26 protein-coding genes are annotated in these 26,259 nt (G+C 44.4%); 11 read left to right on the forward strand and 15 right to left on the reverse strand.

The features are described 5' to 3' along the window. Nucleotides 1-166 precede the first annotated feature (166 nt). The 7 genes from ACXAD1_RS21645 to ACXAD1_RS21675 all read right to left on the reverse strand — a co-directional run bounded on the left by ACXAD1_RS21645 (nucleotide 167) and on the right by ACXAD1_RS21675 (nucleotide 8,070). The gene (locus tag ACXAD1_RS21645; protein ID WP_474910942.1) at nucleotides 167-1,222 is read right to left on the reverse strand and encodes a YecA family protein; all 1,056 of its coding nucleotides are present in this window, start codon (nucleotides 1,220-1,222) and stop codon (nucleotides 167-169) included. Nucleotides 1,223-1,555: 333 nt separating this feature from the next. Then, nucleotides 1,556-2,395, reverse strand: coding sequence for a DUF1028 domain-containing protein (locus ACXAD1_RS21650; protein ID WP_474910943.1), 840 nt, complete (start codon nucleotides 2,393-2,395; stop codon nucleotides 1,556-1,558). A gap of 15 nt (nucleotides 2,396-2,410) precedes the next feature. Next, nucleotides 2,411-2,941, reverse strand: a complete 531-nt coding sequence (locus ACXAD1_RS21655) for a chromate transporter (protein WP_206840114.1) — start codon at nucleotides 2,939-2,941, stop codon at nucleotides 2,411-2,413. Continuing rightward, the gene (locus ACXAD1_RS21660) at nucleotides 2,938-3,513 is read right to left on the reverse strand and encodes a chromate transporter (protein WP_474910944.1); all 576 of its coding nucleotides are present in this window, start codon (nucleotides 3,511-3,513) and stop codon (nucleotides 2,938-2,940) included. The genes ACXAD1_RS21655 and ACXAD1_RS21660 overlap by 4 nt, the downstream gene beginning before the upstream one ends. 137 nt (nucleotides 3,514-3,650) lie before the next feature. Then, a complete protein-coding gene (locus ACXAD1_RS21665) occupies nucleotides 3,651-5,261 on the reverse strand; it encodes a gamma-glutamyltransferase family protein (protein WP_474910945.1) in 1,611 nt (536 codons plus the stop codon). Between the two features lie 162 nt (nucleotides 5,262-5,423). Next, complete coding sequence (locus ACXAD1_RS21670; protein ID WP_370223810.1) at nucleotides 5,424-6,977, reverse strand: glutathione ABC transporter substrate-binding protein; 1,554 nt, start codon at nucleotides 6,975-6,977, stop codon at nucleotides 5,424-5,426. A 16-nt stretch (nucleotides 6,978-6,993) separates the two neighbouring features. Next, on the reverse strand, nucleotides 6,994-8,070 hold the full coding sequence (locus ACXAD1_RS21675; protein ID WP_474910946.1) for a M24 family metallopeptidase: 1,077 nt from the start codon (nucleotides 8,068-8,070) through the stop codon (nucleotides 6,994-6,996). A gap of 256 nt (nucleotides 8,071-8,326) precedes the next feature. Here ACXAD1_RS21675 and nikC point away from each other — a divergent pair, with 256 nt between their 5' ends. From nikC to ACXAD1_RS21730, 11 genes are all read left to right on the forward strand, one after another. Beyond that, nucleotides 8,327-9,226: a nickel transporter permease gene (nikC, locus tag ACXAD1_RS21680; RefSeq protein WP_244671195.1), complete on the forward strand. Its 900-nt coding sequence runs from the start codon at nucleotides 8,327-8,329 to the stop codon at nucleotides 9,224-9,226. A gap of 12 nt (nucleotides 9,227-9,238) precedes the next feature. Next, nucleotides 9,239-10,159: a nickel ABC transporter permease gene (gene nikB, locus ACXAD1_RS21685; protein WP_035329199.1), complete on the forward strand. Its 921-nt coding sequence runs from the start codon at nucleotides 9,239-9,241 to the stop codon at nucleotides 10,157-10,159. Nucleotides 10,160-10,188: 29 nt separating this feature from the next. Then, entirely contained in the window at nucleotides 10,189-11,223 is a 1,035-nt protein-coding gene (locus ACXAD1_RS21690; RefSeq protein ID WP_370223826.1) for an ABC transporter ATP-binding protein, read from the forward strand. Next, on the forward strand, nucleotides 11,204-12,199 hold the full coding sequence (locus tag ACXAD1_RS21695) for an ABC transporter ATP-binding protein (protein ID WP_370223807.1): 996 nt from the start codon (nucleotides 11,204-11,206) through the stop codon (nucleotides 12,197-12,199). Before ACXAD1_RS21690 ends, ACXAD1_RS21695 begins: the two co-directional genes overlap by 20 nt. 199 nt (nucleotides 12,200-12,398) lie before the next feature. After that, on the forward strand, nucleotides 12,399-13,166 hold the full coding sequence (locus ACXAD1_RS21700; protein WP_370223806.1) for a sensor histidine kinase: 768 nt from the start codon (nucleotides 12,399-12,401) through the stop codon (nucleotides 13,164-13,166). Continuing rightward, nucleotides 13,163-13,855, forward strand: coding sequence for a response regulator transcription factor (locus ACXAD1_RS21705; RefSeq protein WP_370223805.1), 693 nt, complete (start codon nucleotides 13,163-13,165; stop codon nucleotides 13,853-13,855). Before ACXAD1_RS21700 ends, ACXAD1_RS21705 begins: the two co-directional genes overlap by 4 nt. After that, nucleotides 13,855-15,114: an SLC5/6 family protein gene (locus tag ACXAD1_RS21710; RefSeq protein ID WP_474910947.1), complete on the forward strand. Its 1,260-nt coding sequence runs from the start codon at nucleotides 13,855-13,857 to the stop codon at nucleotides 15,112-15,114. Before ACXAD1_RS21705 ends, ACXAD1_RS21710 begins: the two co-directional genes overlap by 1 nt. A 515-nt stretch (nucleotides 15,115-15,629) precedes the next feature. After that, complete coding sequence (locus ACXAD1_RS21715) at nucleotides 15,630-16,019, forward strand: sporulation protein (RefSeq protein WP_206840101.1); 390 nt, start codon at nucleotides 15,630-15,632, stop codon at nucleotides 16,017-16,019. Nucleotides 16,020-16,254: 235 nt separating this feature from the next. After that, nucleotides 16,255-16,533 (forward strand): YkvA family protein, encoded by a 279-nt coding sequence (locus ACXAD1_RS21720; RefSeq protein ID WP_474910948.1) that lies wholly within the window; start codon nucleotides 16,255-16,257, stop codon nucleotides 16,531-16,533. A 131-nt stretch (nucleotides 16,534-16,664) separates the two neighbouring features. After that, nucleotides 16,665-17,642 carry a BMP family lipoprotein gene (locus ACXAD1_RS21725; RefSeq protein ID WP_474910949.1) on the forward strand — a complete coding sequence of 326 codons (978 nt, stop codon included), beginning with the start codon at nucleotides 16,665-16,667 and terminating at the stop codon, nucleotides 17,640-17,642. 13 nt (nucleotides 17,643-17,655) lie between these two features. Continuing rightward, nucleotides 17,656-19,317, forward strand: coding sequence for a methyl-accepting chemotaxis protein (locus ACXAD1_RS21730; protein ID WP_474910950.1), 1,662 nt, complete (start codon nucleotides 17,656-17,658; stop codon nucleotides 19,315-19,317). Between the two features lie 215 nt (nucleotides 19,318-19,532). Here the strand turns inward: ACXAD1_RS21730 and hpf are convergent, their stop codons facing one another. The 8 genes from hpf to ACXAD1_RS21770 all read right to left on the reverse strand — a co-directional run bounded on the left by hpf (nucleotide 19,533) and on the right by ACXAD1_RS21770 (nucleotide 26,156). After that, a complete protein-coding gene (hpf, locus tag ACXAD1_RS21735; protein ID WP_474910951.1) occupies nucleotides 19,533-20,090 on the reverse strand; it encodes a ribosome hibernation-promoting factor, HPF/YfiA family in 558 nt (185 codons plus the stop codon). A 229-nt stretch (nucleotides 20,091-20,319) separates the two neighbouring features. Then, nucleotides 20,320-20,520, reverse strand: coding sequence for a YjfB family protein (locus ACXAD1_RS21740; RefSeq protein WP_474910952.1), 201 nt, complete (start codon nucleotides 20,518-20,520; stop codon nucleotides 20,320-20,322). Nucleotides 20,521-20,555: 35 nt separating this feature from the next. After that, complete coding sequence (locus tag ACXAD1_RS21745; RefSeq protein ID WP_244671194.1) at nucleotides 20,556-20,939, reverse strand: DUF8042 domain-containing protein; 384 nt, start codon at nucleotides 20,937-20,939, stop codon at nucleotides 20,556-20,558. Between the two features lie 13 nt (nucleotides 20,940-20,952). Beyond that, nucleotides 20,953-21,297 (reverse strand): flagellar protein FliT, encoded by a 345-nt coding sequence (gene fliT / locus ACXAD1_RS21750; RefSeq protein ID WP_474910953.1) that lies wholly within the window; start codon nucleotides 21,295-21,297, stop codon nucleotides 20,953-20,955. Further along, nucleotides 21,297-21,698, reverse strand: coding sequence for a flagellar export chaperone FliS (gene fliS, locus ACXAD1_RS21755; protein WP_206840092.1), 402 nt, complete (start codon nucleotides 21,696-21,698; stop codon nucleotides 21,297-21,299). Before fliS ends, fliT begins: the two co-directional genes overlap by 1 nt. Before the next feature lie 18 nt (nucleotides 21,699-21,716). After that, complete coding sequence (gene fliD, locus ACXAD1_RS21760) at nucleotides 21,717-23,837, reverse strand: flagellar filament capping protein FliD (protein ID WP_474910954.1); 2,121 nt, start codon at nucleotides 23,835-23,837, stop codon at nucleotides 21,717-21,719. Nucleotides 23,838-23,850: 13 nt separating this feature from the next. After that, the gene (flaG, locus tag ACXAD1_RS21765; protein WP_474910955.1) at nucleotides 23,851-24,210 is read right to left on the reverse strand and encodes a flagellar protein FlaG; all 360 of its coding nucleotides are present in this window, start codon (nucleotides 24,208-24,210) and stop codon (nucleotides 23,851-23,853) included. Between the two features lie 152 nt (nucleotides 24,211-24,362). Next, on the reverse strand, nucleotides 24,363-26,156 hold the full coding sequence (locus ACXAD1_RS21770; RefSeq protein WP_474910956.1) for a flagellin N-terminal helical domain-containing protein: 1,794 nt from the start codon (nucleotides 26,154-26,156) through the stop codon (nucleotides 24,363-24,365). Between the last annotated feature and the right edge of the window lie 103 nt (nucleotides 26,157-26,259).

Below are 26,259 nucleotides of genomic sequence, written 5' to 3' on the forward strand. Positions count from 1 at the left end.
CGGTCACTTTTGCCAGGTTTATCGGTCAAAATTTAGGTTTATCGGTTACTTTCTGGATATATCGGTCAGATTTCCGTTATATCGGTCAGTTTTACAAAATATCGGTCAGTCCGCGCCAGAACCACATTCTCTCCAAAAAAAAGAGAGAGCAAAAATGCTCTCCTTTTTATGAATTCGACGATTCAATCAGTTCAATAATGGTTTTCTCAACAGCATCATAAATTTCACCATAATAAGTGGAGACACGGTTCGCATTGATTCCGTATTTCTCTCCAAATTCCTTCTGAGTGAGATTTTCCTTTGTAGGCGCTATCGTACTCACTAGGTATCGAAGACCTGCAACATAGTTGTCAGGCTTTTTGACCTGTTTGCCGGTTTTTGTCAGATACTCCATCCAGAGTGAAATCCCCATCCCGATGAGCCATGGTTCTTCCCCAGCTTTGATCATGTCGACACGGAACATATCCGCAACCTGCTCTGCACCCTTGGTTGGCCAATCGAAATTATCAATAGCTGGCACTGCTAATGATTTGGGTGTGTCATTCATGAGATCAACAAAGTATTCAGCCAGGTATTCTTCAGGATCATCGTATTTTGCATCTTCAAATGAATACTGAATGTAGTCTGCAAACTGTGCAGCATTTTCTCCTGGCAGATCGAAAATGGCCGGAAACGCCACATACTCTTCTCCATAAGGAAGAAGCATGGCAAAGGCAAAGTTTCCTTCATGAACATCCATATCACCAAATAGGGGGATATTGTAAACCTTCCCGGTCAGGCAATCTTTAATGGCTGCTTTATCTTCAGACACCTCGGTTAGTATCCCAGTTGCCGCTTTACTGTCTGTCCACGATTTTAAAATGTTTTTTAAGCGCGGACGGGCAACGGCCGGTAATTTTGCATGAATAAACTCATCCATAATAGAGTCCATATCTTCCAGCGTTCCAAAAAGAATGTACCAAAAAGAGTGTACAAATTCATAAAACTCTTTTTCCTCAGGTTCAATGTCTTCAAGGATATCAAGAAGATCCATGAAATCTTCTTTTATGTCATCTGCAAAATGAGTAAGCGCATAGGCCCTTACTTCCTTTTGTAGCTCAAGAACTTCGTGATTCAAAACATCCTTAATTGAAACTGCATCTTTGCTGCCGCAGCACTTTTTATATTTTTTTCCGCTCCCGCATGGGCACGGTTCATTTCTGCTTACTTTTACTGTTGACATTTTATAAATCTCTCCTACCAAATTCGTTTAACTCTACTATCCTAACATTTATCAGCAGTTTAGGCATTAAACAAGCGGATTTAAACATTTGGCAGGTTTAGGAAGCCGGGATTGCGTGCTTTTTTGAATTGAGTTAGCTGATTTCGGTCACTACATCACTTTTATCGGTCAGTATTTTATTTTATCGGTCACTTTCCAGTTATATCGGTCACATTTTCCTTTTTATCGGTCAGTTTTCCAATATATCGGTCAGTTCCCGTCCTAACAGCTTTCCAGCATGCACATAGTAAAACCAAAAAAAAACGAAGAGCTCCACTCTCCGCTTTTCCATTTTCACTTATTTTTCATATACGCCAAGACATCCAAATCAATTTTCCCCGCTACCTGCTCGCGGGCTTCGAAATTTTCGGTATGAATAAAGGCAGTTAATGCTTTCATAAGATGTTCATGACCCTGACCAGCCTCTAAATAATCGAGCCGAGTTAATTCCCGGACAAGCTCCTCTTTTATCTCACCTTCAATTGCCGCAACCCTTTCAGCCTTTGACGGCGCAAAATACAGCTGCTGCAGATGATAAATTCGAATCAATTCAGTAATCGGCTCCGGATGGTCATCGACCCGCAAGTCTATGTAGCGGTCGTTAAACCCTCCGTATCCGCCAGCTTCTTTCACTACAAGAAGGGCTGCGGATTGCTGTCCGCGGCTGTCACCGCCGGCTGCCTGGCCTGCATTCAAGGCGGCAAGCAAGCGCTCAGCCAGAGAGCCGTCCGTGCTGATAAAAGTCTGGCCCATTGCCTGAACGGTTTTTTCATCCACTAGGATGTTGCCCTGCGCGGCAAAGTGAGGTCCGGTTATTCCTCCAGCCCAATTATAGCAGCCATCCCCTGTGAACGTTGCCGGGTTCCCCATGGCATCCAGCAGTCCGACCTGACGGAGCTCTTTTTCAGGATCATCTTTGGTAATGATTTCAAGTGCTTCCTCAGCCGTTTTACCTTCTTCCATCAATTGCAATGCACACGGTCCATATGAAGTATTCGCGTAGGACTGAGTCGCAACGGCTCCGATACCTGCTTTTGCAAATGGCACTACTGTACCAACGCCGAGAAATTTCGATTGAACTGCGATTCCCCATTCTTTTTCCTTTGGATCATATCCAACGATGGAAAATGTCATATAAAAAATCCTCCCCTATCCTAAAACAAGCCCCCCGTAAACGAGCGCTCCGGCGATAACATAAGCCGGATGGACTTTAAGCCTTTCCATCAGGAAAAAGCTAAGCAGTCCGATGAAAAGTGTCTGCAGGATCCCGACACCCTCGTAAGCTGAGAAAAAGAAATCATACGTCATGATGCCAAGCAAAACCGCGATAACTGGCCGGATATAAGTAGTCATCCGCTTGACGCGCGGTGATTCCTTATACTTCATAAGAAGTCCGAGCAGTGTAATCATCAGTATCAGCGATGGAGCTACAGTTGCGAATACCCCCACGATTGCTCCGAGGATTCCTCCCTGTTCATAGCCAATATAGCCGGCCATTTTCGTTGCAATCGGTCCCGGCAGAGCATTGCCCATTGCCAGCATTTCACTGAATTCATTTGTTGTGAGCCATCCATAATGATCGACCACTTCATTCTCAACTAACGGAATGGATGCTGGTCCCCCGCCGTATCCAAGAATCCCTGGAATGAAGAATGCCAAGAATATCTGAACGTAAATCATGCGAGATTCCTCTCCTTTTTCGCTTCATTTTTTTCAGCTTTATCCTTTTTCAGGAGAGCGGCTGCCAGCAAAACAAAAATGATGATAGCCGGATGGATATTCACAAATTCCAGAAGCACCAGGCTTGCCGCAACAAAAAGCAATGTCCAGCCCCAGCCGAGTGATGATTTCGAAGACTTTTTAACAAAGTCCCAGGTGAGTGTTGCCAGCATAACTGCCACTACTGGAACGACTGCCTTTGTCATGCCCGCTACCCAAGGCTGGTCTTTAAATGTATTTAACGCGGTAAGAAGAATAATCATAAGGACAATAGTTGGAACCATCGTTGCCACTAACGCATTAACCATGCCAAGAATCCCGCCAACACGATAGCCGATGTAGCCGGCCATTTTTGTGGCAATCGGACCAGGGAGTGCGTTGCCGAGCGCCAGTACATCGCCAAATTCATCCGTATCCATCCATTTATATTTATCAACAACTTCTTTATGGACAAGCGGAATGGATGACGGACCGCCTCCATATCCCAGAATGCCCACTCGGAAAAAAGCCATAAAGATGTCAGCCTGCTTCATGATGCCACCACCTCTTTTCAATTTGAAGGTACTCAACTCAGGAAAAAGCAGGTGAAGGAGCGGCCATTTTTTCCGCTCCTCAGTACCTTTTATATGGTTATTTTACTCTTATATGCGTGCTGCTTCCTTATTTTTTATTACCAGGCGGCGATTGATCCATCTGTGCGTGCTTCCGTTCCGCCCATAAGCACGCCTGTTTTAGGGTCTCGCCAGATAATCTGGCCGCGGCCGAATCCGCCAGTATCAACGGTTACCTCGATTTGATGGCCTTTGCGCACCAAAGCCTGTGCAATATGATTAGGGAAGTGCGGTTCCACCTGGACCTTTTTCCCTTCAATCCACTGCCATCTTGGCGCATCAAGGGCTGCCTGCGGATTCAAATGGAAATCCACTGTATTCATGACCACCTGCATATGCCCCTGCGGCTGCATATAGCCTCCCATCACCCCAAACGGTCCAACTGCTTCGCTGTCTTTTGTCAGGAATCCAGGGATAATTGTGTGGTACGTTTTCTTGCCGGGCTTCAGTGCATTATGGTGCTCCGGATCAAGAGAGAAGTCGTGTCCGCGATTCTGAAGAGCAATTCCCGTTCCCGGAACGACGAGCCCGGATCCAAAGCCCATATAGTTGCTTTGGATGAAGGATACCATATTGCCTTCTCTGTCGGCTGTTGCCAGATAAACGGTACCTCCTCGCGGCGGCTGGTATGGCTGTGGAGTCAGAGCCTCGCCGGCAATCTCGCTGCGGCGGGATTCACCGTACTCCTCTGAAAGCAATTCTTCAACTGTCACTCTCATTTCCGCAGGATCCGTAATAAATGCCTTTCCGTCAGTAAAAGCTAACTTCATTGCTTCAATTTGTTTGTGATATGTATCAACCGTTTCTTTATCGCGGAATTCAAAGCCTTTAGCGATATTTAAGCCCAAGAGAGCGACGAGCCCCTGGCCGTTCGGCGGGATTTCCCAGACATCATATCCGCGGTAATGAACTTTGATGGGATCCACCCATTCCGCCTTGTAATCTGCGAGGTCTTCCTTTGATAGGAATGCATTGTATTTTTTTGAAAAGGCATCGATCTTTTCAGCAATTTCCCCGCGGTAAAAGCTCTCGCCGTCCGTTTCGCCAATAGCTCTTAAAGTGGCAGCATGCCCTTCAGACCGCCAGATCTCGCCAATTTCAGGAGCCCTGCCATCTGGAGCAAAGGTTTCAAACCAATGCTGGAATTCGTCATCAGTCAGAATCTGCTTAAACTTTTTATAAGCAACCTGCCAGTACTTGCCGAGAATCGGTGTTAAAGGATAGCCTTTTTCAGCATAATCGATGGCTGGCTGAAGGACATCCTTTAACGGAAGCTTGCCGAAACGCTTGGAAAGCTCAGCCCACGCGGATGGAGCACCAGGCACCGTTACCGGCATCCAGCCGTGCGTCGGCATTTTTTCGATGCCTCTTTCCTTTAATGCTTCGATGGAAATGGACTTTGGTGCAGGGCCGCTTGCATTCAATCCATGAAGCTCCCCTTTCGTCCAGACCAGTGCAAATGCGTCGCCGCCGATCCCGTTTGATGTCGGTTCAACCACTGTAAGAGCAGCAGCTGCTGCAATGGCTGCATCTATGGCATTTCCGCCTTTTTTCATGATATCTAATCCAGCCTGTGCCGCAAGCGGCTGGGAAGTAGCCACCATGCCGTTATTGGCCATGACGGTCGTTCGCTGTGATGGGTATGGGTGGTTGTGGAAATCAAAGTTCATGGAGTTCACCTCTAATATTATTTACGCTTCTATAGTTCTGATTATAGCAAATTATTAGACTATTAATGTTTTAATTCAATAAAAATTTCGGATCGTGAAGTATCTTCGATGAAAGGAGCCGTACCCAAATGGCTACAGCTCCTTTTTTTTGTGTTCACATTCTTATTCAACCGTAACCTTTTCAAGCATGTACAATCCTGATGGATGCATCCAGAAGCCTTTGACATTGCTGCCGATGACTGCAAGGTCTTCATCATTGCGAAGGAAGACAATTGGCGCTTCTTCCATCTCAATTTTTTGAGCTTCGGCATAGATTTCAAGACGTTTTTGCTCATCCGTTTCCTGGCGTCCTTTGTCGATCAGCTCATCCACTTTCGGATTGCTGTAAAAAGAACGGTTACCAGGGTTTCCTCGTGCATCACTGTGGAACAGGAAGTACTGGTTGTAATCCGCATCCCCGGTCATGTTGGACCACCCAAGGATAAACATATCGTGGTCGCCTTTTGCTGTACCTTCAAGGTATGCGCCCCACTCCACTACTTTTGTTTCAACTTCAATGCCAATGCCCTTTAATTGAGACTGAACAACCTCAGCCACGTCCATGCGTGCTTTATTATCATTTGTCCAGATGGTTGTTTTAAAGCCGTCCGGGTAACCGGCTTCCGCTAATAGCTGCTTCGCTTTTTCAAGGTCATATTTGTAGCCTTCAAGATCCGGGTTATGGCCCCAGATTGCAGGTCCCATCGGAGCTGTTGCAACTGTACCAACATTGTTATAAACGCCTTTTACAATGGCTTCTGTATCAATTGCATAGCTGATAGCCTGGCGCACTTTAACATTATTGAATGGTTCTTTTTCAACGTTAAAGCCGATGTAGTCTACACCTAGCGCTTCACTGCGTACAAGCTCCATGCTGTCGCTGTTTTCAATGCGCTCTACTTCTGTGACAGGCACAGGCTCTGCGATATGCGCTTCCCCTGTTTCAACCATGGCAATACGGGTAGAATCTTCAGGAACTACTTTATATGTGACTGTTTCCATTGAAGGCTTGTCGCCCCAGTAATCTTCGAACGCAGTCAATTTGATTTCCTGTCCAGGCTTCCACTCGCCAAGCTTGTAAGGGCCTGTACCAACCGGGTTTTGACCGAGATTGTCTCCTGACTCAATGGCAGTCGGGCTTAGGATGCCGGCTGCATAGTGGGCAAGGTTCGCCAATAGTGGAGCATATGGATAATCTGTAATCAATTGAACGGTGTGATCATCGACTACTTTTACCTCTTTAATCATTTCAAAAAGATTCGAACGCGGTGAAGCTGTTTCTTCTGCCAGTACCCGTTCAATTGTTTTCTGAACAGCTTCTGCTGTAAAATCAGTGCCGTCATGGAATTTTACTCCTTCACGAAGCTTGAATTCCCATGTTAGGTCGTCAAGCTGCTTCCATTCAGTAGCAAGAGCAGGCTGGATTTCCATATTTTCATCCTGCTGTACAAGACCTTCGTAAATTTTACCGTGATACACATTCGCAGATGGAATATCTGTGCCCAGATGCGGATCCAATTTAGTCGCATCTGATAGTACAGCAATAACCAGGTCTTTATTTGAAGCATTGGAATCACCGCTGGAAGATTCAAGGCTTCCCGGATCACTGCCGCCGGAGCATCCGGCTAATAATAAAATTACAGCGGCTAATCCCAGCCAAAAACTTTTCATTTTCATCCTCTTTACCCCCTGTTTAATAGGATATCACTTGCAAATCCTTTGTTGATTTGGTGAAATTCACATGGCCATCGTTTGTAATGACAACCAGGTCCTCTATTCTGACTCCGCCAAACCCAGGAATATAAATCCCCGGCTCAACAGTGATAACCATCCCTTCCTGAAGAATGGTCTCATCTGTCGCTCTCATCGCAGGCTGTTCATGGATGGCCAGTCCCAGCGAATGTCCCAGGCTGTGTCCAAATTTGTCGCCATAGCCTGCTTCACGGATAATGCCGCGTCCGATTTCATCAAGTTCTCTGCACGTTCTTCCAGGTCCGATCGCCTTCAGGGATTCCTCCTGCGCCCGGCGGACGATATTATAGATCTCCACCTGCTTTTCAGACGGCTCTCCAACGACAACCGTCCTTGTAAAATCAGAGAAATAACCGTTTACGATCGCACCGTAATCCATTTTGACAAAATCCCCGACCTCAATTACCCGGTCAGTAGCCTGTCCATGAGGAAGACAGGAACGCGGACCTGAAGCAATCACATGATTGGGCTTAATGCGTTCGGCACCCTGTCTTTTCATAAAAATTTCAAGTTCCAGTCCGATATCCTTTTCGGTTATGCCTGGACGGATGAAATCCAAAATGTGTGTGAAAGCCTGATCGCAAATCTCGATCCCTTTTCGCATGTTTTCGATTTCTTCCTCATCTTTAATCATGCGGATTTCATTTGTTGAGGACGTAACATCCACCAGCTCAGCTTCCGGAAGCCTTGTTTGAATTTCCAAGTAGACAGATGCCGGAACATCTCCAAGTTCAAGGGCGAGTGTTCCATTCTTAATAGTAGAAGAAAAAGAATCACAAACCATTTCAATCAGGTTTTGCTGATGCTGGATCACCTCGAAATCGGATGCCTGATCTTTCGCCTGGTCCACATATCGGAAATCTGTAAACAGCTTCTGTGAATCCTCTTCTATTAAAAGAGCACCTGCTGACCCCTTGTATCCGGAAAAATAGTATCTGTTTTCAGGTGAGTAAATAAAAACCCCTTTCCACCCATTTTCCGACATTTTCTTTCTAAGCTTCTCAACTCTTTGTTTCATCCCTTCACCCCCTATTAATATGTAAAGAATATGTAAATCTCTGCTGTGCTGTGTGAATTTCAACCGAGACGGGCATTTGCTCTGCATCCCAATTGAAAAGGTTGTGTTCATTATAGGAAAAATTTTTTGCCAATGTTTTCGTTTTTTTGTCATGTTTTTGCGAATTTTTTACTTTATCTTAAAATTCAGACAAAATAGTTAATAATTTTGATAAATTAGTTCTCAACCAATAAGACACATGGGGAGGAACCTAAACATGAGCACAATTGCAAATCCTCAAGAAACAGCCAAAGCTCCTGTGCCAGTTTCCAAAAGGAAGGCCAAGGGAGCCGATCTGGCAAAAGCTCTTATCAAAAATAAAATGTCGCTGGTAGGCGGCAGCATTGTTTTTATTTACATTATTCTCGCTGTCCTTGCACCGCTTATCTCGCCTTATGATCCATACGAAATTGACCTTGTGAACAAACTGCAGCCTCCATCAGCTGACCATATTATGGGAACTGATGATAAAGGCCGGGATATTTTCAGCCGTATTTTATACGGCTCACAGCTTTCCCTGGCAGTTGGCTTTGTATCAGTCTTCATCGGAGCATTATTTGGAATTGTTCTGGGGATTATCTCCGGCTACTACGGAGGCTGGGTGGATACGATTATCATGCGTTTCATTGACGTGCTGCTTGCATTTCCTGGACTGCTGCTTGCACTTGCCATTGTCAGCGCACTGGGGCCAAGTCTTATAAACGTTATGATCGCTGTCGGTGTTTTTTCGATCCCTACTTTTGCCCGTATTGTCCGCGGCTCGACTTTAAGCGTTAAGAAAATGGAATATATCGATGCAATCCGTGTTTTAGGGGCAAGCGACCTGAAAATTATTTTTGTTCATATCCTGCCTAATATTATGAGTCCAATTATCGTACAGGGAACATTGCGCTTGGCGACATCGATTCTTTCAGTAGCAGGCCTTTCCTTCCTTGGAATGGGGGCACAGCCGCCAACACCTGAATGGGGTGCGATGCTGAGCGATGGCCGTGATTTTCTGTTCACTGCGCCGCACATCGCGTTATTCCCGGGCATCGCCATTGCCCTGATCGTTCTGGGCTTTAACTTATTCGGAGACGGACTCCGTGATGCACTGGATCCGCGAATGAAAAATTAAGGAGGTTCTCACATGTTTATCTTTCTGATGCGCAGGCTTGTTCAAATGATCCCGGTTCTGCTGGGCGTTACCCTTATGGTTTTTCTCATCATGCAAATGGTTCCCGGTGACCCCGCCGTTCTAGTGGCAGGTGAAGGGGCAACCGATGAGCAGGTGGAAGCGATCCGCCATGACCTCGGATTAGATCAGCCTCTTGCCGTTCAATATCTGAGTTATGTTGGGGATGTTGTAAAAGGAGATTTTGGCGAATCCATACGGACAAGCCGTCCTGTTCTGGACGAAATCCTCGTCCGTTTGCCAATCACACTTGAATTGGCATTCTGGAGCATTGTGATTACGATTGTTTTGGGTGTACTGTTCGGAATCATTGCAGCAACGAAGCAAAACAGCTTTACAGATGTTGGTTTAATGATGGTTGCCCTTCTTGGCGTATCCTTGCCGAACTTCTGGCTCGGCCTGATGCTGATCATCTATTTTTCGGTCGGACTTCAATGGTTTCCGGTTGCCGGCTGGGGGACCTTCAGCCATGTCATCCTTCCGGCCATTACACTCGGAACAGGCGGCGCAGCCATTGTGGCCAGGATGACACGTGCGAGCATGCTGGAAGTCATCCGTCAGGACTATATCCGCACTGCCAAGGCAAAGGGTGTACGTCAGCGTCTAATCATTTACAAGCACGCGTTAAAAAATGCACTGATCCCGGTTATTACAGTAGTCGGCCTGCAGTTTGGCGCCCTTCTCGGCGGAACAGTTTTAACAGAATCCGTCTTTGCCATAAATGGAGTCGGCCGATTAATTATTGATGCCATCCGGATGCGTGACCTGCCGCTTGTGCAGGGATCGATTTTATTCGTATCGGTATTGTTTGTCATCGTCAACCTGCTTGTTGACCTGTCCTACCGATTCCTGAATAAACGTGTTGAACTGAACTAAAACCATTCCCGATTGAGAGGAGCAGAATGATGGGAACTGAACATAAAGAAACGATACTGGAAGTGAAAAACTTAAAAACTCATTTCTTCTCCGGCAAAAAAGTCATTAAAGCAGTCGACGGCGTAGACTTTGATGTAAAAAGAGGAGAAACGCTCGGCATTGTCGGAGAGTCCGGGAGCGGAAAGAGCATCACCTCTCTCTCCATCATGCGGCTGATTGCAGAGCCTCCGGGAAAGATCGTGGACGGTGAAATCAATTTTAAAGGGAAAAACCTGCTATCTGAAACAGAGGAAGGCATGCGGCAAATGCGCGGAAATAAGATTTCGATGATCTTCCAGGAACCGATGACTTCACTCAATCCTGTGTATTCTGTCGGTGAACAGATTGCAGAAGCTTTCCGGATTCATCAAAAGCTGCCGAAAAAAGAAGCCTGGCAGAAGGCGGTTGAAATGCTGCGTTTAGTCGGTATTCCATCCCCTGAAAAAAGAGCCAAACAGGAGCCCCATGAATTAAGCGGCGGCATGCGCCAGCGTGTCATGATTGCAATGGCATTGGCGTGCAAGCCGGAGCTGCTGATTGCTGATGAGCCGACTACGGCTCTTGATGTAACGATTCAGGCGCAGATATTAGATCTTTTAAAGAACCTGCAGGAGCAGCTTGGAACGGCTGTCATCATGATCACGCATGATATGGGTGTGGTTTCAGAAACCTGTGACCGTGTCGCCGTTATGTATTGCGGAAAAATTGTCGAGCATACGGATGTAGATTCCCTTTTTGAAAATCCAAAGCACCCTTACACACAGGGCTTGCTGAGAAGCATTCCGGCTGTGGACAGGGACGTGGAGGAACTTGAGGCTATCCCTGGTACAGTTCCAAGCCCGGACAATCTTCCTCCAGGATGCAGCTTTGCACCAAGATGCCCGTTTGCCACTGATTTGTGCAGAACGGAAGAACCGGATTTATTGATTGATAACGATGATAAAGTCCGCTGCTGGATGTACTCGGAAAGATGGAACGGGCCGGCAGCAAAGGAGGTTGCAGCAGATGTCAGCCACGCTAACTAAAGAAAAGGAAATCCTTCAAGTTAAGGACCTGCAGCAGTACTTCCCGATTAAAGGCGGCGTTTTTGGCCGCACCGTCAATCATGTAAAAGCGGTTGATGGCGTGAACTTTACGATTTATGAAGGGGAGACCGTCAGCATTGTCGGTGAATCCGGATGCGGAAAGTCGACGACAGGACGCGCGATTTTGCGCCTGGATGAGCCGACTGGCGGGGAGGTTATCTTTCAGGGAACGAATTTGCTGTCTAAATCAAAACGGGAGATGCGTTCGATCCGCAAAGACTTGCAGGTCATTTTCCAGGATCCGTTCGCATCTCTTAACCCAAGAAGATCCATTGGCCAGACGCTTGAGGAAGCAATGGGGATCCTGAATGTTGTTCCGAAAGCGAATCGGAGGCGCCGGGCAATTGAACTTTTAGAACAGGTTGGATTAAAGGAAGAGCATATTGACCGCTATCCGCACGAATTCAGCGGCGGTCAGCGCCAGCGGATCGGCATTGCCCGCGCATTGGCGGTGGAGCCGAAGCTGATCATCTGTGACGAGGCTGTATCCGCACTTGATGTTTCCGTTCAGGCACAGGTACTGAATCTATTAAAAAAGCTGCAGAAGGAATATGGCTTAACGTATCTATTTATCTCTCATGACCTTGGGGTTGTGCGCCATATCTCTGACCGAATCATCGTTATGTACCTGGGAAAAGTAGTTGAAATTGCTGAGAAAAAGAGCTTATTTGACAACCCGCGCCATCCTTATACACAGGCGCTGCTGTCAGCCATTCCGGAGCCAAACCGGAAAAAGAAAAAGGAACGTATCATCCTGAAGGGCGATGTCCCGTCCCCTATCGATCCTCCTGCCGGCTGCCGGTTCCATACAAGATGTCCGCTGGCTACCGACTTGTGCAGGCAGTCCGATCCGGAGCTTAAGAGTCTGGGAGAAGGACATCAGGCCGCCTGCCATTATGCGGAGGCAATTTCTTAAATAACAGGAGTTCCAGCCACAGTGCTGATCTCATATTATGGAATAACCCCCTTTTGGGCGATGCCTTATGGCTTCGCTCTTTTTTGCTTTACAACTTTCATTCAACTAAAATTCCATTTTATTACGTTTCCCGAATTAACTTACTAACCAGTTATCTGACATGTTATACTATTATAAATTCTTTTAAGGCGTGAAGACCATGCTCATTACATACGAGACCTTTTCATTGTTTGCGATTTTTTCCATATTTGTGCCGATGGCCGGAGCCATTATCTTAATGATGGTGCTGGCTTTTGAAAAACAGATTGATAGTCTTTCCTTCGAAAAGCAGCAGGTGGTTCTGGAAAATACGCTGCAGGAAAGCAAATATATGCAGCTGAATCAGCAGATTCACCCGCATTTTTTATTCAATACCATTAACCTGATGCTCGGTCTCGCCCGCTTAAACCGCATAGAAACACTGATCAAGGCAATGGAAACCTTGTCCCTGTTTTTAAAATTCAAGTACCAGATAAAAGAGCAATTAATTCCGTTAAAAAAAGAATGGGAGTATACCAGATATTATTTAAAAATACAGGAGCTGCGGTTTCATAACCGCCTTACCATTACGGAGGATGTAGACGAAGAAGCATTGAAGCACTTTGTGCCTCCTTACCTGCTTCAGACGATTGTGGAAAACTCATTCAAGCACGGACTGGAGAAAAAACCCGGACCTCTTTCCCTCACCATTAAAGCGGCAAGCCACGAAGACCACATCACTTTATATGTCGAGGATAACGGCCTTGGCATCGGTGATCATTCATTCGAGGACATGATGACAAAAGGGCAGGGTCTTTCCAATGTTAAAACGCGGCTCGATCTCCTGTTTCAAAAGGCAAATTTGGACATCTATAAAAATGAACAAAACGGAGCTACTGTGAAAATAACACTCCCAAAAGTCGAATTCCAGCAGGAGGAGCAGGCATGAATGTATTATGCATAGATGATGAACCAATCGTAATTGAACAGCTTGAATATATTCTAAAGCCGGCATTTCCTTTATGGAATTTCCACTTTGCCTATGACAGCAGCCAGGCTCTTGCCATCAGCAAGGAACACTACTTTCATCTGGCTTTTGTGGACATTGAGATGCCGGGCAAGTCCGGGCTTGAACTGGTCAAAGATTTAAAAGAGCTCCAGCCCCATCTGCAAATCATCATTCTATCAGCCCACCAGGACTTTGAATTTGCCAAAAAGTCCATTCAGCTGGGGGTTTCCGAATACCTGACCAAGCCTATTATCGAAGAAGAATTAAAAGAAACGCTGAAAAAGTTCTCCACTCCCATTTTCAAAAAGGAATATTCCAAAATGGTAAACGAGGCTTTAAATCAAATTCATGAGTCCTATGAACAGCGGATTGGCCTTCAGGATATTGCAGCCAGGGTCCATGCAAGCCCAGCCTATTTAAGCCGCAGGTTCAGCGAAGAAGTTGGCACTTCCCTTATTGACTACCTGACCATTTACAGGCTGGAAAAAGCTAAACACCTTCTGTCTACCACCCATTACAGCATTTCAGAGATCGCTGAAAAAACCGGCTTTAACAGTCTTCATTATTTTTCAAGCCAATTTAAGAAAAAAGAGAACATTACACCAAAGCAATACAGGGAGCAGCACTGATGAATACAAACCTATCCAAATCAGTTCAATATGGCTTCGGGCTGCTGAGCATTGCCATTATCTCAAGATGGACATCAGGCAATGCCGTTTTTACAGCACCTGAAGCTTTTTTGCGTTACGGCTTTATCGGGACTGTCAGCTTTTCAGCTGCCGGCGCCATTGCCTTTTTGGCCCTTATTCCAATTATCGCAAGGGTACGGTCTGCAGCAGAGTCTTCATCTTTTCTCGGAATTATGGCAAGCCGTTTGTCGGAGCCTGCCTTAAAGTGGATGAAGCGGGGCATTCTGCTGGCCATTTTTTTCGGCATGTCCGTTATGGGCTTTGCCGCAGGGATCCTCGTTTTCCCACTGGGCACCCCGGTTCCTGTCGGGATGAGTTTATTCTTTTTATTCGGGTTTCTGGCAGCGATCTTTTTCCGGTTAAAATGGTTTACCCGGTTCAGCATGCTAAAAGTGGGCATTCTCTTTTTAATCATGATCATGATTCTTGTCCATGCTTATATGCTGGAAGGGATTGAAGTCGTATACGATGGCATCCGCCTGTACCATCCGTATCTGCTTTATGTGGAATGGGATATGCTACCCTTGCTGCTGACGGCTTTTACCATCGCCATGCTCGGGCATCTGCTGCTGGATCTGAAAATGTGGAATATGCTTTTAAAAAGCAAAAGAGAAAAGCTGCGGCTCGGTCTAAGTATGACTGGTCTTATCTGGAGCACCATCCCCTTTTCATTTTCGATGATTGCTTTATCGGCCATTTATAAAGGCGGCTTTCAAAAATTTTATTCCGTCTTTGAAAAAATTTTCCTGAGATACGACCATTTCGCTATTACGATTCTGCTCATTTTTATCTTAATGGTTATCTTCTTCGAAACTTTTCTATCACAGATTCATTCGCTGTATGTTCTTTATGACCGGAATGACCTCAAGCTGAATAAGCATATGTGGGGGATTCTGATTTTGTTTGTGGCGGCCATTCCATTTTGGGCCCACTTATTCTCGATATCTTTACTGGATTTATTCTTTATTTCCGGAGTCTTTTTTGCGGCCGCGCTGCCGGTTATCCTGCAGATCTTATGGAGCAGGAAGGAAAAAGGCATGCTGATGCCTGCCGCAGTGCTGATTGGGACTTTATCCGGCTGGACATTTTTATTTTTCAATGAAGGACCGAACAGTATCCTTATTGGGTTTGCGTCATCGCTGATTGTTTTGTTAATAGGCTGGACTGCTGAAAGAAGAAGCATCACAGCTGTCTCCTAGTACGGAAGGAAGAATATTGACAAAAATCTAAGAATCCAATATGATGTAGCTATAAATTAAATAGTTTCTCCTAAAGGGGAGTAGCTTTTACAGCAGAGTCGTCATTACGGAGCACATGCTCTCGGCTTTGTTGGCAATCTAAACAATTGTTAGCAAGACCTTTACCAAATTCGGTAGAGGTCTTTATTTATGGGCCTTTACCACCGCGGTAAAGGCCCCTTTTTTTGTCTAGCTCCGGTGCCTACCCCCTCGAGGTCATAAGCCAATCCTTCCAGTTAAGGCAAAGGACGCTTCCCGGAAGGCTCGTCTTATGCTTGTCGGGGGTGAGCAAGGCACCTCCGCTTTTCTTATTATACAGGCCCGCACCGCCGCATGTTTTACTTCATAAAATGGAGGAATAGGTAGAAGGAAAATTCTTTGAAACTTTATCGTTATTTTCACGTAAAGAAGGAAACAGGAAAACTGTGGTGTGAGCGAGGCTTCCCCCCTATACAAAATTAGAGGAGAGATCTTTGTTGATTTTACGAAAATACATGTCAATGCTTGGAATAGGCTCTGCAAAAATTGATCTGCAGCTGCCAAAGCTTCAATATACGCCAGGAGAAAATGTGAGCGGAATCTTCCTGATTGAAGGAGGAACCATTGATCAGCAGATTAAGCGGATTGAGTGTGACCTGGTCATGGCATCGCCTGACGAAGAGAAGGAGGAAGTGATCGGGACAGCGACCATTCTGTCCACCAAAGTCATTGAATCAGAAGAAACTAACAAAATGGACTTTAACTTCCAGCTGCCTGAAGACATTCCCTGCTCTGCACCTGACCGGATTTTTCAATTTAAAACAAGGCTGATCTTTAACGAAGGCGTCAAAAGCGCCGACCTGGATAAAATTACGATTATTCGATAATCAATCCCAAGGAGGATGAAACGAGTGTAGCATATCCCCTCTTACCATATATAAACTATAAAAAGAGGAGATTCATACCTAATTGAACACTTTGCAAAAGTGGCTAATTCTATTTACTTTTTGAAGCATACTTGAAACAAGCTATCTGTCAGCTGCCACACTTGAGGTGAAAAACCCGCCGCGCATTCAGGTGTCAGCTCCCATTCAGCGAATGAACTAGAAATAGGTGAACTAAATGAAGTTTTTCAAACGTATCAAGTTTGTATTAAAATTTTGGAAGTTCCTTCCCTTCCTGAGGGATTACTTTCTCTCACGGGAGGTATCAGCCGGCAAAAAGCTGTTCCCGGTTGCGGCCGGCCTTCTTTATATCCTACTGCCGCTCGATCTTGTGCCAGACTTCCTGTCGATTTTCGGATTTACGGATGATATCGTGATTACATCGTTTGTCCTTCAGCAGATGGTGAAAATGGCTCCGGAGTCGCTAAAGGAAAAATATAAGGTCCTGGAGGAATGATGTTGGAAGCCTGTGAATATGCAGGCTTTTTTATTTGGCTTTTTTTAGAGGAAGGTCTGACTTCAGACTTAAAACCTCCACCTTTCTGCCGATATTAGGTAAGGCGAAATACGACAACACGGAGGTTTATTTTGAAAAAACTACTGACTATTCTGCTTCTGTTCAGTTTACTTCTGGCAGCCTGCTCTGCCTCTGAACAAAGTAAAAACCAAAATAAAGAATATAAAATTGGCATTCTATTATCAGACACAGGACTTGGAGATGAGTCTTTCAACGACTCTGCCTTCCGGGGCCTGGAAAAAGCCCGTGATGAGCTGGGTATTCTGTTTGATTACAAAGAAGCTCCAGACGGAAATTTTGAAAAGCCGCTTGAAGAGCTTGTCAGAGAAGATCATGACCTTATTATCGGACTGGGTTTCACAGCACAGGAAGCACTTGAAAAAACGGCTGAGAAATATCCCGAAAAGCAATTTTTGCTGATTGATGCTGTTTCCGAGCTTGAAAATGTGGTCTCACTTACTTTTAAGGAGCATGAAGGAAGCTTCCTTGTGGGGATGCTTGCTGCCATGACAAGCAAAACGGACAAGCTGGGATTTATCGGCGGTGTCGATGTCCCTGTCATTCACCATTTTGAAAATGGATTTATTCAAGGTGCCAAGCACTTCAATCCGAAAATTGAAGTATTAACAGAATACGCCGGGAACTTTGGAGATGCGGCTCTCGGTGAGAAAATTGCTGAGAAGCAAATTGCTGCAGGTGCAGATTTTATCTACCCTGCTGCGGGATTCACCGGTTTTGGCGCACTGAAAAAAGCGGAAGAAAAAGGCGTGCTTGCCGGCGGTGTCGATTCCGACCAGTATTTTGTTGCGGAAAAAGCCGTTGCCACATCGATGGTCAAAAACATCGACATTGCTGTTTTTAACCTGGCGAAGGAATTGACGGAAAACGGAAAAATCGAAGCTTCCTCCTATGAATGGGGACTGGCAGAAAACGGTGTCGGCCTTTCCGAAGTCCGGGTCATTTCCTTAACAGAGGAGCAGCAATCTGCGTTGAAAAAAGCAACAGAAGACATAATCAATGGAAAAATCACAGTAAAAGCTGAGAAATAAAGGAGCTCCCAAGATGACATTACGCAACCGCCTTATTATTGTCACGCTGATCCCGCTCGTACTGTCGGTCAGCATGATAGGCTTTATCATATACCAGACATTAAACATTCAAAGCTCCGCTAAAGATGATGTGGAACTTCTTCTGAAAGTGAAGGACCTGGAGCAAAGCCTGGTAGTGACAAGCCAATCACTTGCCAATTACACCTATAATTCCAGTGACGCCAACAAAGACCAGGCACTAACCATGATGAAAGAAGTTCAGGAAAACCTGGCTTCACTTTCTTCAGTTGCCGCCGTTCCAGAGCACAAAAAAATCATTGGAAGCATTGAAGGAAAATATGCAGAGCTATCGGAAGTTTCGACTGAAGCCTTCAACAATGGAAACAAAGCCGAAATCAAGCGCCAGAGCATAAGAATTTCCGGCATTTTAAACGATATGCACCTGCTGAAGAAACGGACAAATGAATGGTATGAAGGGATTCTTCAGGAAACCAGCCAGAAAATCGCCTTTATCACGAATTCCTCCCTCATAGGAAGCGTGCTGCTTATTTTGTTATCGGCTATATTCTCATGGATGGCTGCCAGAAAGATTACAAAACCAATCAATGCGATTGTGGAAAAAGCAGAGAAAATTTCAGAGGGCGATTTAACAGCAGACTTATCACAGCTTTCTTTTAAAGAAAACAGCCCCTATGAAGTGGATAAACTAACGGAAGCTTTCTCAAAAATGGTGGTGAATCTAAAAGGAACCGTGCAATCCATTGAAGAAGTCAGCCAAAATGTAAAAGGATTTGCCGGGGATGTGGCTTCTTATATGCACAGCTTAAATGAAAGCAGCAGCCAGGTTGCCGTTTCAACGGATGAACTGGCGAGAGGCAGCCAGGCCATTTCTGAAGACGTTCAGGCAACCGCTGAGTTAATGAGCGTGATGGGCGAGCAATTTTCAACTGTCCATCAGTCGAGTGCGAAGAGCGCTACACAAAGTACACAGGCATTGGAATCTGTTACTCAGGGCAGAGTGTCCCTGGAAAAACAAATGAGACTTGCTGAAGAGATATCCAGTTCGTCTAACCATATTAGAAGTTCAGTCAGTGAATTTGCCCAGTTCACCAAGGAAATTGAAGGCGCAGCTATCACCGTTAAAGATATTGCGGATCAAACCAATCTGCTGGCCTTAAATGCAGCGATCGAAGCAGCCCGTGCCGGTGAAGCCGGTAAAGGCTTTGCGGTTGTGGCAGAAGAAGTACGGAAGCTCGCCGATTCTTCTTCAAAAGCAACCGATCTGATCGCCTCGATGGTCAGCAACATCCAAAATGGAATCAGCAATATTTACAATGCCACCGAACAGGGACATGCCCTTTCAAAAGAGCAATCCCAATCGATGGGTGAAACGGAACAAGTTTTTGAAACCATTTCGGAGCATGTTTCCGGCATTCACAGCCATTTGGAAAAATTGGTTGAAGACATGAAGACCTCCAGTGATATGAGCCAGCAGGTCATTAGCGCTGTGGAAAACATTTCAGCGGTAACCGAAGAAACGGCTGCCGGGACGGAGGAAATCTCCGCTTCTACAGAGGAACAGCTTCGCGCGTTTGAGCAGGTTATGGTGAAGGTGGAACAGCTGAAGGAAATGACTGGTGTTATGGAGAGGGAATTGGAGAAGTTTACGGTTTAGGCGCGTGTTTTGGCAGTGTCGTTTTAAGCGAAGATGTGGACGTTGCAAATAGGTCGGGAAAACCTGCAAATAGAAAAGTAATTTTCGCAAATAGAGCCTGATATCTGCAAATAGAACGGCGAATTTGCAAATAGCAGACCAATTCCTGCAAATAGCTCAATAGTGAACCCAAACAAACGAAAACCCCGCCTCAGCAGCGGGGTTTTCACGTTTTATTATTGCGCTTCAATCAGACCATAGCGGCCATCTTTACGCTTGTACACTACATTGGTTAAGTTAGACTCTGCATTCGTGAACACGTAGAAGCTATGGCCCAGCATGTTCATTTGAAGGATCGCCTCTTCGCTGTCCATCGGCTTCAAATCGAAGCTCTTTTGGCGGACAACTTCAAGGTCGTTATCATCTTCTTCCACTTCAGGGACCTCTGCCTCATTTTCCAATGCTGCAAACACAGCAGTCAGATTGCCTTTTTCGCGGAACTTGCGGTTCACTTTTGTTTTATGCTTGCGGATTTGACGCTCCAATTTATCTGTAATCAGATCAATCGCTGCATACATATCATCATGATCTTCCTCTGCCCGAAGAACCAGATTCGGCATCGGAATCGTTACTTCCACTTTAGAGCGGTTATTGTTATACGTTTTTAAGTTTACATGTACATTTGCATCAGGAGTTTCAGTAAAATACCTTTCTAACTTAGCAATTTTCTTCTCTACGTACTCTCTAATTGCTGGAGTTACCTCAATGTTTTCACCACGAATGTTGTAATTCATACGTGAACTCCTCCTTCTCATTATACAATGACAGCCTTTTCATTAGCGTTTACTGTGAAAATCACCAGTAATGTCTGAAAAGGAAATGCCTAGTCTTAAAAGTATATTAAGACTATGTATTTATATTTCTATTTTACCCCTAAAAACTCCTGCTGAAACTGGTAAAAAGATTGAGAATATTTGTCGAATTGGTGACGTATATAAAAAAACGAGCAGCTCCTTTTGCTGCTCATCTTTTTATATCAATACTGCCGCCCAAGTGGGGCTGGGCTGCGTGCTGGAGGGACTGTATCTGGGACCCGCTCATCATCTTATTAATAAATTCTGCATTTCCCTCCGCTTGATCCATGGCTTTCTTCATGACTGAGATGGATGCCTGCTGCTGGACCTGGCCATGAGATAAGACCATGGACATTAATGGGATATCCAAGGGAACACCTCCTGGCTATTTAAGCCTGATCCTATTTAGGACTGTATATATGGATTTAATTCCTGCTGAATATTTTTATGCCACACTGCAAATGCGGGATAGAGCTTTTTCGAAATGATCTCCTGTCTAACAGGAAGATCGTCAAAGTTCTGAATAAGGAGTTCAGCCTGATCGGCTACTGCACTAATATCAGCAATAGCCTTTAGCATCGTCTGATTGCCTTGAACAAGATAGCTAAGCTGTTCATGAGCTGAAGCGACTTGAGGGAATGCCTGAAAAACATCACCAAGAAGCCGATCTCCCTCTGTTTTGCTAAAATCGCTAAAGCTTTTTACTATATAATCAAATGCCTCATCAATGGTATATAATAAATCGCTGTATTCCTTCAAAAAAATATACTGCTCTTCGGTCAGAGTCAACAAAGTTAGTCACCTATTTTCTTTTATCATAAAACATGCCGTCCGTTGCCATGGATTGATAGGGATTTGCATATTTTCCGGTTGATTCTTTTTTAACGTTTAAGTCTTTGATGTCTTTTTGAATAAATAGCTTTTCCCTTGTCATCAGCTGGGTGACTTTTGCATTGAGGCTGATCAGCCTGGCTCCCAGATCCTTTTCGGTTTCTGAATAGGGAGGAGCCATGCCAGCTATTGCCTGCTGGCGTTTTTCAAGAAGAATATCGACATCATTCATTTTCGCATCACGGTCAAGCTTTGGATGTTCCAGCGTTTTGATTAATTCGAGGGTTAAATCATAAAAACTTTGAACCGAACTCACTACACAGTGCCGCCTTGGGAGAATTGCTTCTGACGATTGACCTGGATGACTTCCTTCCATGTGTCGCGGAATTCGGTTACAAGACCCTCGACTTCATCAAGAATAGCTGTCTCATTCTTGACATTCGCTTCCATCAGCCTCCGGTTCATATAATCATATAAAGCCATCATGTTTGAAGATACCTCTACATCCATATTCAGCGTAACCATCAGCTCTTGTATAATATTTTGCGCCTTCTGGATATTTGTGTTTTTCACCTCAATGTTATTGTCCATTATGGCTTTTTTAGCCTGATGGACGAACTTCAGGCAGCCGTTATATAGCATCAGTGTCAGCTCTCCAGGAGATGCTGTATTCACTGAGTTTTGCTGATAAGATTGGTATGGATTGCTTACTGCCATTTGTAACACTCCTTTTTATTACATGCCGCCAAATTGGTTCATGAGGAACATGGACTGCTCATTGGACCGCTGAATTGCTTTTTCCATGGCGGTGAACTGGCGCCAGTAGCGGTCTTCAACCTGCTTTAATTTATCTTCAAAGCTATCAATCCGCTTGCCTACATCATTCAGTTCCCTGCCAATGGTGAACTGCTGATTGGTTGAAAAGCTGTTTCCGGCTTTTGTCTTCAATTTATCCATAGCAGCGTTTACGGTATCATAAAGCCTGTGGGCAATCCCTCTCTGCCCATCTGTCTGTCCTTCCCCCCTAAAAAGATTCTCAACAGACACAGGATCATCTTCGATTGCCTTTTTCAGTGCGGCTTCATCAATTTCAAGCTTACCGCCTTCTAAATAATTGCTGGTCGTTTTAATGCCGATACTGGCCAGCTGATTATAAAGCGGAGAAACCAGATCATTCGATACGGGCTGGTAAAAGTTCATCCGCATCCCCGATAAAACAGACTGAAGCGTAGAATCCTTGCGCAAGAGACCACTTTTAGCCCGCTCTTCCCATTGCTCCTGCTGCTTGTCCGATAGCTGCTCACGCTGTTCATCGGTTAATGGGGTGTAGCTTCTATAGCGCTCTTCACCCGTTTTTTTCTGGATTTTATCAATCATTTCATTGTATTTATCCACAAATGCCTTGATATTGTCAAAAACCTTTGTGGAATCATTGCTGATATTGATGCTGACAGGCTGATCTTCAAACGTCTGCTTAAGAGTAAAGGTTACACCGTTTACTTCAAACGTGTTTGAGCTCCGATTCGTAGCCAGACCGTTAATCACGAATTCTGCATTTCTTCCTTCTTCTTTGACCGCAGCCCCTTTAAAGCGCAGAATATCATTAAGAAAGCTGCCGCTTGTCGTGATTTCAGCCCCGCCTTTATTAAAATCACCCGTCTCTGTGCGGGTCATCGTCATTTGGCCAGTAGCACTGTCAAAGAACATGTTGACACCAGCGCCTGAAGCGTTGACTTTACTGATGACATTATTCAGAGACTCACTGCCTGAGATAAGGAAGGAATCATGACGCTCTCCTTTGGAAGTTGAGGTATCGACTGAAAAAGCAGTGTATTTGTGATCATATGTAATCTCCAGGCTCATCGATGTACTAGATCCCTCTGCCGGCTTTTGCATATCAGAATTAAACGTGATTTTTCCTGTTTCATAGTTAAGGGTGCCTACCACTTTATTGGCATCATCGAGTACTTCTCTTTCTCCATCCACGATATTACCCATAGAAAAAGTTTTTTCAGTGGTCGTTCCGGACGCTGTTTCCTTGATCTTAATGCTTTTCACTTCGTTCAAGGCACCTTGTGCCAATTGAATGGAGGAAGTGCTGCTTGAAATAGCGTGTGAACCCGACCGTTCAGTAGCCACATAATCAATCTTAATGACACTTCCCTTTGCAGGTTCCTTGCCGAATTGCAGGGTGCCATCTTCTTTTACCAGCACTTCATTCTCTTTTAAGGGACGGTTCGCCGCACTCAATTCTGCCTCACTCAGCGCATTAAACCCTACCCCATTAACCTTTACACTCCAGGAGCTAAGTTCACTTAGGTCCACTTTGGACATATCTCCGAAACTAATGGCATCTGGATCGGTCACATCAATATTTTTCCTTAATACAGCACCATTTTTCCAAGCACTCGCGACAGTGTTTCCATTTGAATCTGTATGATTGCCTTTATACATAAAACTGTTTTCCTGTGCATATAGGCTTTTGCTTGGGTCTATGGACTTCCCATCCGCAGAAATACTGCCACCGTTTACTCGAGTCTCAGCACTCGCCAGCTGTGTTACTTTCGAAATCGAGTAGGAAGACTGGCTGGCTGCACCGCTTGCTGTGGCGGTTACCATTGCTTCATTTGAAGAAGTTGTCAGACGCGAGCGATAACGTGTAGTCAGCTTCATCTGCGTCAATTCACTTCTAAAGTCCAATAGTAATGAATTCATTGCACGGTAATCATCACGCTGCCATTCTAACACTTGTTTCTTCTGTTTTAATTTATCAAGAGGCATCCGTTCTGCCTTCATTAGATCTGAGACAAGCTGGTCAATATCCATCCCGCTCGCCAGACCTCCGATTCTAACCAATGGAATTCCTCCTTTAAATCTTCTTATCTACCATTAAGCCAACAAATTCTGTCATTGCGGCATACATATCAAGCATTTTCTTTGATGGGATTTCTTTTACGACTTCCTGGGTTATGTCATCAACTAATGTTACGTAATATTCATTTAACTCTTCATGAAGAACAAACTTTAATGAGGTGTGAGAAGCTTGTAAGAACTCGTTCATGCTATCGACTACATCTGTTAGCTGTTCTTTCCTTACTTGGTCACTTAGTTTTGGCTGATATGAGATTTCTTTATTTATTTCTTTAGCCCGGAACTTGCTTAAATGTTCATCTGTATGTACTGATCTAGTTGTAAGAGAAGTATTTTGAGATGATATTCGCTCTATCATTATAATCTCCTACCTAAATAGAATAACTACTTTATTTTTTATATCGGTATAATCTTAGAATTGTTAAGGAGGAGGTAAGGAAGTTTCTAAACTACTTGGACATATTAAAAAAGACCCTAGCAAAGCTAGAGTCTCTTTCAAATGTTCTAATATTAACGAAGAAGCTGTAAAACCCCTTGTGGTTGTTGATTAGCTTGTGCCAACATTGCTTGTGCTGCTTGGGAAAGAATAGAATTCTTCGTTTGATTCATCATTTCTTTCGCCATATCTACATCACGGATACGAGATTCCGCAGCAGTTAGGTTTTCAGAAGATGTGTTCAAGTTGTTGATAGTATGCTCTAAACGGTTTTGGAATGCACCAAGTTTAGAACGCTCAGATGATACTTTTTCAATTGCATCATTGATAGTTTTGATTGCTGCAGATGCACTTTCGTGAGTTGAAACATCAAGAGCTGCTTCTTGTGTATTACTGCTTGTACCGTCAGTTACAGTGTTTGTAGCTGTGAAGCCAGCTTCTCCCGCTTTACCAGTGATACCTAATGCATCAGAACGCATGTCTTTGATATCAATTGTGAAGCTTTGGTTTTTATTAGCACCTACTTGGAAGGTAGCTTTAAAGTCTTCTTGAACTCCACCATCTTTAACTTCAATGTTATTACCAGCAACTCCACCTTCAGCTGCACTTATTACTAAAACTTGAGCAGTATCACCTGATGTAGTTCCTTTTTGAGTTAATTCAACACCATCAATATTCTTTGCAACTTGTTGAGCAATGTTTTTAACAAGTTCATCAACTTTTTCTTCATTAGTTCCAGCTGCTAATGCAGTACTGATGTTAACACCAATCGCATCGCCAGTGTAAGCACCATCATTAGCATTGTAGAACTCAACTTGTTTACCATTAATTGTTAAACCAGTTTCAACTAATTTTTTAATATTAGCATCAGTCGTAGCAGCGTCTGCACCTACAAGAGAATCAAAATTAATTTCTTTTGTAGCTTTTACAGCTGCAACATTTGTACCATTGTTAGCAGCTCCACCTGAATTAGCAATACCGCCAGTAGCGTCTCCATCTGTATCATTAGCAGATAGTGAAGCAGCTCCAATTACTCCAGCAGCACCATCAAAAGCACCACCTTTTACAGCTTTGATTGTAATATCATCGCCAGTACCCGAAACCTCATAATTTCCTTTTAGTTGATCATTCTCATCAATCATTTTTTGAAGAGCATCTCTTATTCCTGCTGCTGCATTAGCAGTTCCAGGACTAGCATCGATAGCTACGTCTGCAGATGTTCCGGTAACATTATACCCTTGATTATCTCCAGCAGCAGTACCATTTGAAGCACTAGCTGTAAATGTCACTGTCAAGTCAACACCATTTAAAGTAAAGGTTGCTGTATCTCCTGCTTCAGCTGCTGCAGTTAGAGTAGTAGTTTGAGTAGCTTGAGTAGTTGTTGCATCAGTACCAGTTGTTAATTTTCCAGCAACATCGCTTAGTCCAGTTGTCTTAAGGTCTACCTTCCCGTCACCTTTTAAAAGACTCTGTGTATTGAACTCAGTAGTATTACCTACACGATTAATTTCAGAAGATAATTGATTGATTTCTTTTTGAATTTCAGAACGGTCAACACCAACATTAGTATCGTTAGCTGCTTGTGTAGCAAGTTCACGCATACGTTGAAGAATGTCATGTGTTTCGTTTAATGCACCCTCAGCAGTTTGAATCATTGAGATACCATCTTGAGAGTTTTTAGAAGCTTGGTCTAAACCACGAACCTGAGCACGCATTTTTTCAGAGATTGCTAATCCAGCAGCGTCGTCACCAGCACGGTTAATACGAAGACCTGAAGATAATTTCTCCATAGATTTTGATTGAGCGCCTGAAGCACTATTCAACTGACGATAAGTATTCAACGCCGCAATATTATGATTAATTCTCATTATTTACTTCCTCCTTGAGATATGTCCCACATCCATGTGGTTTGTTTACCAACCAGCAAAAGTCGGCCGCCTCTTTGCTGTTCAGCTTTACAATGGTTATATC

The sequence above is a fragment of the Cytobacillus sp. ABV4_503 genome, assembly GCF_056158445.1.

What these genes read in the sequence shown, in the direction of transcription:
- hpf (WP_474910951.1), bottom strand. Translation starts at nt 20,090, where the DNA reads ATGAATTACAACATTCGTGGTGAAAACATTGAGGTAACTCCAGCAATT.
- ACXAD1_RS21670 (WP_370223810.1), bottom strand. Translation starts at nt 6,977, where the DNA reads ATGAAAATGAAAAGTTTTTGGCTGGGATTAGCCGCTGTAATTTTATTA.
- ACXAD1_RS21710 (WP_474910947.1), top strand. Translation starts at nt 13,855, where the DNA reads ATGAATACAAACCTATCCAAATCAGTTCAATATGGCTTCGGGCTGCTG.
- ACXAD1_RS21730 (WP_474910950.1), top strand. Translation starts at nt 17,656, where the DNA reads ATGACATTACGCAACCGCCTTATTATTGTCACGCTGATCCCGCTCGTA.
- flaG (WP_474910955.1), bottom strand. Translation starts at nt 24,210, where the DNA reads ATGATAGAGCGAATATCATCTCAAAATACTTCTCTTACAACTAGATCA.
- ACXAD1_RS21655 (WP_206840114.1), bottom strand. Translation starts at nt 2,941, where the DNA reads ATGATTTACGTTCAGATATTCTTGGCATTCTTCATTCCAGGGATTCTT.
- ACXAD1_RS21720 (WP_474910948.1), top strand. Translation starts at nt 16,255, where the DNA reads ATGAAGTTTTTCAAACGTATCAAGTTTGTATTAAAATTTTGGAAGTTC.
- ACXAD1_RS21690 (WP_370223826.1), top strand. Translation starts at nt 10,189, where the DNA reads ATGGGAACTGAACATAAAGAAACGATACTGGAAGTGAAAAACTTAAAA.
- fliS (WP_206840092.1), bottom strand. Translation starts at nt 21,698, where the DNA reads ATGGCAGTAAGCAATCCATACCAATCTTATCAGCAAAACTCAGTGAAT.
- ACXAD1_RS21675 (WP_474910946.1), bottom strand. Translation starts at nt 8,070, where the DNA reads ATGAAACAAAGAGTTGAGAAGCTTAGAAAGAAAATGTCGGAAAATGGG.
- ACXAD1_RS21700 (WP_370223806.1), top strand. Translation starts at nt 12,399, where the DNA reads ATGCTCATTACATACGAGACCTTTTCATTGTTTGCGATTTTTTCCATA.
- ACXAD1_RS21650 (WP_474910943.1), bottom strand. Translation starts at nt 2,395, where the DNA reads ATGACATTTTCCATCGTTGGATATGATCCAAAGGAAAAAGAATGGGGA.
- ACXAD1_RS21705 (WP_370223805.1), top strand. Translation starts at nt 13,163, where the DNA reads ATGAATGTATTATGCATAGATGATGAACCAATCGTAATTGAACAGCTT.
- nikC (WP_244671195.1), top strand. Translation starts at nt 8,327, where the DNA reads ATGAGCACAATTGCAAATCCTCAAGAAACAGCCAAAGCTCCTGTGCCA.
- nikB (WP_035329199.1), top strand. Translation starts at nt 9,239, where the DNA reads ATGTTTATCTTTCTGATGCGCAGGCTTGTTCAAATGATCCCGGTTCTG.
- ACXAD1_RS21665 (WP_474910945.1), bottom strand. Translation starts at nt 5,261, where the DNA reads ATGAACTTTGATTTCCACAACCACCCATACCCATCACAGCGAACGACC.
- ACXAD1_RS21645 (WP_474910942.1), bottom strand. Translation starts at nt 1,222, where the DNA reads ATGTCAACAGTAAAAGTAAGCAGAAATGAACCGTGCCCATGCGGGAGC.
- ACXAD1_RS21770 (WP_474910956.1), bottom strand. Translation starts at nt 26,156, where the DNA reads ATGAGAATTAATCATAATATTGCGGCGTTGAATACTTATCGTCAGTTG.
- ACXAD1_RS21660 (WP_474910944.1), bottom strand. Translation starts at nt 3,513, where the DNA reads ATGAAGCAGGCTGACATCTTTATGGCTTTTTTCCGAGTGGGCATTCTG.
- ACXAD1_RS21695 (WP_370223807.1), top strand. Translation starts at nt 11,204, where the DNA reads ATGTCAGCCACGCTAACTAAAGAAAAGGAAATCCTTCAAGTTAAGGAC.